Genomic DNA, 7,705 nt, shown 5'->3' on the forward strand with positions numbered 1-7,705 from the left:
CCCGATCGCGAGTCCCCCGCCCGCTGCTCGAGCGCAGTCGGCTTCGAGAAGGAACTAGGGGCTGCACAACGCCGAGATGCAGACCAGCCCGCAACCGCTGAACTCCTACGGCCTCTCCGCACAGGAGCAGGAGCTACAGGCCAACCTCCTCCCCGCCACCGAGCGGACCCGCACCGAGAACATCAGGCTGGTCTCGGACGGCCTCTGGACTGTCCCGCCGACCGGCGAGTCAGCCCGGGAGTACCTCACCGACTACGTCGAGGAGGACGGCATCCGCATCGCCACCAACATGTCCGACTCGACGCGCTACCACGCGATGGCTAACTCCGAGTACCCCTCGGGGATGACTATCGACGTGCCCAACGTCTCGCTCGAGGCCGAGACGGTGATGCCCGAGAGCCTCATCACCTCCATCCAACCGCACGTCCAGATTCCCCACGCGCCGGACCTCCCGGAGTATTTCGCCTACGCGCTGCGGGTCGCCGGTCCGCTGCTCGCGATGGGCGTCAACTCCCCGTTTCTCCCGCCGGATCTGTACGACGATGTCCCGGACGCGACGGTCGTCTCCGACGCGTGGATGGAACACCGCATCGCCATCTTCGAGTCGGTACTCAACGCCGAGGACGACAGCTACCCCCAGAAAGTGTGTTTCCCGCCGGACTTCGCGTCCGTCGAGGACGCCATCGACGCCGTCGCCGAGGACCACATGATCGTCCCCGAGAAGGTGACCCGCGGCCAGCGCTTCGACGACCGCTTCGCGCACTTCCGGCACAAACACGGCTCCTTTTGGCGGTGGGTCCGGCCTGTCTTCGACGGCGCGACCCGCTCGCAGGCCAACGCCCGAATCGAGTTCCGCCCGCTCCCGGCCCAGCCGACGGTCCGGGACGCCGTCGCGTTTCAGGCCGTCTTCGCCGGACTGATGGAGAGCCTTCCCCGGCGGGAACACCCCGTCCGTGACCTCGACTGGGAGACGGCGAAGGACAACTTCTACGCCGCGATGCGGGAGGGGCTAGACGCCGAGATGACGTGGATCACCGGCGAGGGCGAGACGACCGACATCGACGAGATATACGGGATGCTGTTCGAGCACGCCCGGGACGGCCTGGAGTTGCGCGGCCTCTCGACGGAGGAGGCCCGGCGGTACATCCGACCGCTGCGGGAACGGGTCGACCGCCGCATCACGCCCGCCCGCTGGAAGTACGGCTACGTCCGCCGCCGCGTCCAGGAGGGGGTCCCGCTGGCGGAGGCCATCTGGGGGATGCAGTCACAGTACGTCCGCGAACAGGAACAGACCCTGATCGAGGGCGAGTTCGTCGACTGGCTGTCGTGAGCCTCGACACCGTCGGTTTCGCCTGATCCCGCCGGTCGGTTCAGTATCGCGCCTGTGAGAACAGCTTGCGGTAGTACGATTTGATCTTCGCCCACCAGCCGCGCTCCTCGTCGTCCTCGCCGTCGTCCTCCAGCGGGACCGCTTGATCGGGGTCGACGACCATACCGGTCGTTGTGCGGCGACCCCCAAGTAGCCACCGCTGGACTACAGCTCTCTGTCGACGTACTCGACGGCCGCGAGCGGCTCCTCGAACGTCGCGACACCCTCGACATCGTAGGTCTGGAGGCCCGCCACCGGAATCCCCCGGTCCAGCGCGAGCGCTATCTCCGAGAGCGTGCCCGTCGATCCGTCGATAGCGATGGCCGCGTCGCCGTTCAGCGCCACCAAGGCGTTCCGGGCGTTGCCCATCCCCGTCGCCACGACCGTCTCGACGAACTCGTTGGCCTCGCTGCGGTCCGCGCCAGCGAGGATACCGATGGTGTGTGCGCCGGCGTCCCGGCCGCCCCGACAGACGGCCTCCATGACGCCGCCGTAACCGCCACAGACGATGTCGTGGCCGTGTTCGCCCAGCAGTTCCCCCACTTCCCGGGCCAGTTCGTACTGCTCGTCGTCCACGCTGGACCCGCCGATGACACTGACGCGCATAGGGTGGCTTCGGCGGGGGGAAAGAAGAACGCAGCGCCGCGGCTTCGTGTCGACAGCCAAAAAACGAGTGACGCGCGGGCCGCTACTCTATCTGTTCGAACCAGTCCTCGACGCGGCCGGGCGAGGCCTGTGCGGCCTCGGCGACGGTGCCCACGTCGGCGGCGGCGAGATCGGCGACCGTCTCGATGCCGGCCTCGCGCAGACGCTCGGCGTAGGTCGGGCCGATGCCGGCGACGCTCTCGACGTCGGGACTCTCGTCCGCTTCCGGCGGTTCCTCGGCCTCGATGGCCTCGTCTTCCGCGGATTCCTCGACGTCGTCGGTGCCGTCGACCTCGATGTCGACGGCGTGGTCGCCGTTGCGCTCTGCGTACCACTCACACACTTCGGGCCAGACGTTCTCGTGGGAGGAAGAGGACACCGACAGGCCGATGTGGCCGGTCGCGTACTCGATGGTCCGGACGTCGTCGCTCGGGACGACCTCGTTGAACGGCTTGGAGGCTCCCGGCGGGATGAGGTGGTCGTACTCGCCGAGGATCTGGAGGATGGGCATCTCCAGATTGTCGATGTCGACGCGCTGGCCGTCCAGTTCCAGTTCGTTTTTGTACAGCTTGTTGTCCTGATAGATGTCCTCGAGGAACTGCTTGTAGGCCTCGCCGGCGACGTCGACGCCGTCGCCGAGCCACTTCTCCATCCGGGCGAAGTTCTCGACGAAGTCTCGTCTTCGAGGTTGTCGTACAGCCGGATGTACTTGCTGACGTAGTTGTTGACGGGGTCCATCAGCGCGAAACCCACGTCGAGCATGTCGGCGGGCATGTTGCCGAACGTCTCGGTGACGACCTCGGGGTCGTAGAAGTCGTCGTCGCCCCACGTCTCGAGGATGCCGCCGGTCTTGTCGAAACACAGGCCCGCGGCCATCAGCGCCAAGGCGTTGATCTTCTCGGGGTACAGCGAGGCGTACATCGTCGACATCGTCCCGCCCATACAGTAGCCCAGCACGTTGATCGACTCCTGGCCCGACCGGTCGGCGACCTCCTCGACGCAGTTGTGGATGTAGCGGTTGACGTAGTCATCGAGCGTGAGGTGCTGGTCCAGCCGCGAGGGCTCGTTCCAGTCGATCATGTAGACGTCGTGGCCGGCCTCAAGCAGGCGGCGGACGACGGAGCGTTCGGGCTGGAGGTCGAGGATGTACGGCCGGTTGATCAGCGCGTAGATGATCAGGATCGGCACCTCTTCTCTGTCCTCCTCGGCCACTTCGATGCCCGCTTCCTCGGGCTTGTAGTGGAGCAGTTCCAGCTTGTTCTCGGTGTAGACGACCTCGCTCGGGGTCTCGCCGACCTCGACGCTTTCGAGGGTCTCCATCCGGTCGTCGGCGATGGTCGCCTTGTTCGTGGCGTCGGTCATCGCCTCGATGCTCTCGCGCTGCATATCGATGGCCGCGCTCAGCGGGTTGATCATAGCGGGATCACTCCTCTACGGCGTCGAGGATGCGGTCGAGCTTCTGCTCGATGTCGTGCTGGCGGCGCTCCAGTTCGACGATACGCTCGGCGACCTCGTCCATGTCGTCCCGCGTCGGGAACCCGAGTTGGGCGATGGTGTCCTGCCCGATTTCGTCGGCCTCCTGTCGCATCTCCAGCATCGACTCGACGAGCTGGCCGTTGGCGGCGGCGAACGCCGAGGTGCTCATAACCTCCTTGAAGGCCTCGTTGGCCGACTGGAGCCAGATGTCGCGGAACTCCGAGGGGTCGATATCCTCGCCGGCGGCGGCCTCGCTAGAGCGCTCGAACATCCGCTCGGCGGCGTCCATCCACACCTCGTAGGCGCGGTTGTACCCCTGAAAGCCCTCGCTGATGGTGTCCTCCTCGGGGACCGAGTCCTCGACGGCGTCGGCCCAGGACTCCATGAAGGCCGCCTGTGCCTCCATGTTCTGCTCGACCGAATCCGCGACCGCGTCGTTCATCTGTTCGACCATCCGGCTCCACTCCTCCTGTACGTCGTTTGTGTCACTCATAGTAGTATCTGGGTGCTGCCCGAAGAAAAAACGGCGGTGTTTACGCCTCGACGTCGACGGCGTCGGCGGCCTGCTCCTGGACTTCCTGGACCTGCTCCTGGACTTCCTCGACCTGGTCCTGGAGCTCCTCCATCTGGTCGGCCATCTGCTCGACGGCCTCGACGGACTGGCCCTCCAGCTCCTCGTGGGCCTCGACGAGCATCTCGACCTGCTCGTCCAGCGCTTCGACGTAGTCCTCGGAGAGCTCGTCGTAGGCGTCGACGCCCTCGGCGAACTCGCCTTCGAGGGTGTCGAAGGCCTCCTCGTGGTTCTCGAGCAGGAACTCGACCTGCTCGTCGACGGTGGCGCGGAGCTCGTCGACCGAGCCCGCAGCGCCGGGGACGCTCGACTCGACGGCGTCGAGGTAGCTGTGGATCAGCGTCTGGCTCAGCTCGACACCGCGGCGCTGGGCCGACTCCTGGCTGTCGAGGCTGTCCACGACGGCCTGATTGACGTTCTTCTGGAACTCCAGGCTCTGGTGGACGGCCTGCTGGCTCTGTTCGATGGTGCGGCGCTGCAGTTCGAATGCGGTCGTGACCGGGGTGGTGTATGCGTCACTCATTGGTATCATCTCTGTTGCGTTTGACGGGGAGAACGACGGCCTGGACGATGTCGCCCTCTTCGATGTCGAGGGCTTCCCGCTCGGCGTCGGGAATCGAGATCCGACCCCCACTCTGGACGCGGGTCTTGAACGTCGCCAACTGGCGCATCGCGCCGAGGCTGCTCATATCCATACTGCCGGCCGAGCCCGTGAACAACTGCTGCATCATCTGCTGCTGTTGTTCGACGGCCTCCTCGCCGGCCTCCTGCATCTCCGTCCACATCGCGGGTGGCCACATCGGACCCAGCCCGCCGTTGTTCTCCGTCATCCGTTCGAGTACACATACGCCGACGAACTGTATAAGTGTTGCGTTGAATACCATCCAGTACCATCCAATACCATCGAATGGTTCCAACTTTTCCGTGGTGTGTGGTCTCTCCTATCGTGGTACACCGTATCGAATAACACCATATTTTAATACAGGTAGGCCATAGACGGTTCCCAATGAGTTCGAGATCGACCGGCAGCGACTTTCTGAACACGTGGACGCAGACGTCGTCACACGTCGTCAACAGTGTACTCGAAGCCAACCGCGCCGCCTTCGCCGCCTTCGGCGTCGAGAGCGGCCCGGACGACGAGGGCCCGGAAGTCGCCGCGAGGAGGAGTTCCCGACGTGGGAGGTGCGACTCGACACCGAAACCGAGGGCGAACTCGCCGTCGGCGACGCCGTCGAGTTCTCGAAAACCGTCTCGGACGCCGACGTGAAACGCTTCGCCGCCTCCAGCGGCGACACGAACCCGCTACACCTCGACGAGGAGTTCGCCGCCCAGACCCGCTTCAAGGGTCGTATCGCCCACGGGACGCTCGTCGGCGGCCTCATCAGCGCGGCGCTGGCCCGCTTGCCGGGACTAACCATCTACCTCTCACAGGACCTGGAGTTCCACGCCCCGGTCCGCATCGGCGACCGCGCCACCGCCGAGTGCGAAGTCGTCGAGGACCTCGGACGTAACCAGTACCGGCTGACGACGACCGTCTACACCGACGACGAGGTCGTCATCGACGGCGAGGCCGTCGTCCTCATCGACGAGCGTCCCGACTAGTCGCTCGCCGGTCCGCGCTCGCCCGCGAGAAACGCCGTCAACAGTTCTGTCACTACCTGCGGCTGTTCCCTCGGTGGCCAGTGGCCACACCCATCGAGGACGTGCAACGCACTCGCCGGAAGCGCCTCGTGTGCCCGGCGGGACCACGCCGGCGGCAACAGGGGGTCCTCGGCCCCGTGGACCAGCAGCGTCGGCACGTCTATCTCGCCGAGTCGGTCGCTGTAATCCGTCCGCAGGCCCGTCGGCCGGAACTCGCTTCGCTGCCAGCGCCGCATCGTCCGCCGGACGGGCGGGTCCCTCACCGCCTCGTAGACGTCGTCGACGAACGCGTCGTCCGGCGGACTCCCGGTCAGACCGGCCAGACTCGACCGGACGGCCGCTCGGGACCCGCCGACGCCGCTGAACAGATACTGTCCGAGCCCCGGCGTCCACAGCGCCGCGCTCGCCGGCGCCCGCCAGTAGGCATCTCCGCCGAGGCCGTAACTGTCTATCAGCGCGATGCGCTCTGGCGGCGTCTCCGAGAGTGCCTGCCCCAGTACGACTGCCCCGCCCATCGAGACGCCGACCAGCGGCGCGCCCGTGAGCCCTTCGGCGTCGAGAAACGCCTCTAACACCGACTCGAAGTACGCCGTCGTGTACCGTCGCCGAGGTTTGTCGCTCTCGCCGTGTCCCGGGAGGTCGAGCGCGTACACCGTTCGCTCTTCGGCCAGCACCGGGAGGACGTGTCGCCAAGAGACCGATGCGGCGTCGATGCCGATGCCGTGGACCAACACGACTGGCGGGCCGGACCCGGCCCGTAGATACCGCACCCCGACCCCCGCTCCGTCGACTGTGACCGTCGTCCGCCGCGACTCGGGGTCGTTCATACCCCCGGTATCGGCCGGCGGTGTATGACGCTTCCGGCTCTCACCGCTCGACGGTCAACAGCGCCACTCGCTCGTGGACCAGTTCCGCCAGTCCCGCGTCGGTCGCGGCCAGTTCCGCCTCGCCGACGTCGAACCACGACCGGACGCGCGCCCCATCGTAGTCGCCGAGCGTCGCCGCCGGCGACACCGAATCGAGGGCTCTGACCGCCGCGGCGGCCGCCGCCTCGTCGCCCTCGCCCGCCACGACGACCACCGCCGGGTGCTCGCCCGCCTCGACGCCGAGTTCCAGCGCCCGGTCTATCTGTCTCGTCCCGGCGGCGAACAGCAGTATCTCGACGCTCCGCTCGCGGGCGATGGCCTCCCCGCGATCGAACGCCCGGTCGGCCAACTCGACCGCCCGACGGAGGTGCGTCTCGTCGACGACGTACCGCGCGTCGATGGCCTGTACCGCGACGCCGTACTCCTCGCCGATAGCGCCCAGATCCGCCACGAAATCCTCGATACCTTCGACGGTAATATGGCACTCGACGACCTCCATCAGAAATCACCCAGACTCGACTGGTCCTCGACAGTCTCGCCGTCGTCCCCGTCCTCGACCGTCGGCGCGGCGTCGGCGTCCGGTTCCACGTCCTCCATCGACGGGTCGCGGTGGCCGACGTTCTCCAGGACGGACTCGGCGGTCGCCTCCCGGCCCCGGAGCGCGCCCAACACGACCGACTTCTCGGCGTTGCGGAGGGCGGACCGGTCCTCGATACCGGCGTCGAACAGTCGTCGCGCACGCTTGCGCCCGACCCCGCGGACGCCCGCGAGGTCGACCAGTTCCTCGCGGACGCCGTGTTCGACCCGCGTTCGGGCCTCCCTGATGGCGGCCGTCCACTCGCTGCCTCGTTCGCCCGCCAGCGATTCGGCCGCGCCCAACAGCCACGACGCCGTCTCGACCTTCCCGCGGATGTCGCCCGGGCCCACGTCGTAGCGGTCGGTTATCTCGTCTTCCTCGACTTCGCTCGCCCAGTCCTCCAGCAAGCGGGCCGTCTTCAGCGCCGACAGCCAGTCCTCGAAGCGGTTGTCCTCGAACTCGCTGGGCATCGCCCCGAGGAACTCCGACTCGCGCTCGTGGGCCACCATCGTGTACTCCTCGTCCGTCGCCGCTGCGGAGGTACAACTCGTACATATCCG

Annotated in this window: 7 protein-coding genes and 4 pseudogenes; 2 read left to right on the plus strand and 9 right to left on the minus strand. The window is 66.8% G+C overall.

Translation table 11 applies throughout. The features are described 5' to 3' along the window. Positions 1-1,330 (plus strand): annotated as a pseudogene (locus GJ629_RS12595) (hypothetical protein); the annotation flags it as partial. A 40-nt stretch (positions 1,331-1,370) separates the two neighbouring features. Here GJ629_RS12595 and GJ629_RS17640 read toward each other — a convergent pair. From GJ629_RS17640 to GJ629_RS12620, 6 genes and pseudogenes are all read right to left on the minus strand, one after another. Continuing rightward, a complete protein-coding gene (locus GJ629_RS17640) occupies positions 1,371-1,493 on the minus strand; it encodes a hypothetical protein (protein WP_255475235.1) in 123 nt (40 codons plus the stop codon). Between the two features lie 41 nt (positions 1,494-1,534). Further along, on the minus strand, positions 1,535-1,975 hold the full coding sequence (locus tag GJ629_RS12600) for a TIGR00725 family protein (RefSeq protein ID WP_157513368.1): 441 nt from the start codon (positions 1,973-1,975) through the stop codon (positions 1,535-1,537). Positions 1,976-2,057: 82 nt separating this feature from the next. After that, positions 2,058-3,430, minus strand: a pseudogene (phaC, locus tag GJ629_RS12605) (class III poly(R)-hydroxyalkanoic acid synthase subunit PhaC). 7 nt (positions 3,431-3,437) lie between these two features. Next, positions 3,438-3,983 (minus strand): poly(R)-hydroxyalkanoic acid synthase subunit PhaE, encoded by a 546-nt coding sequence (locus GJ629_RS12610; RefSeq protein WP_157513369.1) that lies wholly within the window; start codon positions 3,981-3,983, stop codon positions 3,438-3,440. A gap of 40 nt (positions 3,984-4,023) precedes the next feature. Next, positions 4,024-4,584 (minus strand): hypothetical protein, encoded by a 561-nt coding sequence (locus GJ629_RS12615; protein WP_157513370.1) that lies wholly within the window; start codon positions 4,582-4,584, stop codon positions 4,024-4,026. Then, positions 4,577-4,891, minus strand: coding sequence for an AbrB/MazE/SpoVT family DNA-binding domain-containing protein (locus GJ629_RS12620; protein ID WP_157513371.1), 315 nt, complete (start codon positions 4,889-4,891; stop codon positions 4,577-4,579). Before GJ629_RS12620 ends, GJ629_RS12615 begins: the two co-directional genes overlap by 8 nt. Before the next feature lie 176 nt (positions 4,892-5,067). Between GJ629_RS12620 and GJ629_RS18070 the strand changes: the two are divergent. Continuing rightward, positions 5,068-5,663 (plus strand): annotated as a pseudogene (locus tag GJ629_RS18070) (MaoC family dehydratase). Here GJ629_RS18070 and GJ629_RS12630 read toward each other — a convergent pair. The 3 genes and pseudogenes from GJ629_RS12630 to GJ629_RS12640 all read right to left on the minus strand — a co-directional run. Then, positions 5,660-6,529, minus strand: coding sequence for an alpha/beta fold hydrolase (locus tag GJ629_RS12630; protein WP_157513372.1), 870 nt, complete (start codon positions 6,527-6,529; stop codon positions 5,660-5,662). The pseudogene GJ629_RS18070 and the gene GJ629_RS12630 sit on opposite strands and share 4 nt — an antisense overlap. A 40-nt stretch (positions 6,530-6,569) precedes the next feature. Beyond that, positions 6,570-7,067, minus strand: a complete 498-nt coding sequence (gene cgi121, locus GJ629_RS12635; protein WP_157513373.1) for a KEOPS complex subunit Cgi121 — start codon at positions 7,065-7,067, stop codon at positions 6,570-6,572. Beyond that, a pseudogene (locus GJ629_RS12640) lies at positions 7,067-7,705 on the minus strand (ski2-type helicase); the annotation flags it as partial. The pseudogene GJ629_RS12640 and the gene cgi121, both read right to left, overlap by 1 nt.

The organism is Halapricum sp. CBA1109, from assembly GCF_009741825.1.
GTDB lineage: Archaea > Halobacteriota > Halobacteria > Halobacteriales > Haloarculaceae > Halapricum.

Coding starts and splice junctions, on each gene's coding strand:
- GJ629_RS17640 (WP_255475235.1), bottom strand. CDS start 1,493: ATGGTCGTCGACCCCGATCAAGCGGTCCCGCTGGAGGACGACGGCGAG.
- GJ629_RS12600 (WP_157513368.1), bottom strand. CDS start 1,975: ATGCGCGTCAGTGTCATCGGCGGGTCCAGCGTGGACGACGAGCAGTAC.
- GJ629_RS12610 (WP_157513369.1), bottom strand. CDS start 3,983: ATGAGTGACACAAACGACGTACAGGAGGAGTGGAGCCGGATGGTCGAA.
- GJ629_RS12615 (WP_157513370.1), bottom strand. CDS start 4,584: ATGAGTGACGCATACACCACCCCGGTCACGACCGCATTCGAACTGCAG.
- GJ629_RS12620 (WP_157513371.1), bottom strand. CDS start 4,891: ATGACGGAGAACAACGGCGGGCTGGGTCCGATGTGGCCACCCGCGATG.
- GJ629_RS12630 (WP_157513372.1), bottom strand. CDS start 6,529: ATGAACGACCCCGAGTCGCGGCGGACGACGGTCACAGTCGACGGAGCG.
- cgi121 (WP_157513373.1), bottom strand. CDS start 7,067: ATGGAGGTCGTCGAGTGCCATATTACCGTCGAAGGTATCGAGGATTTC.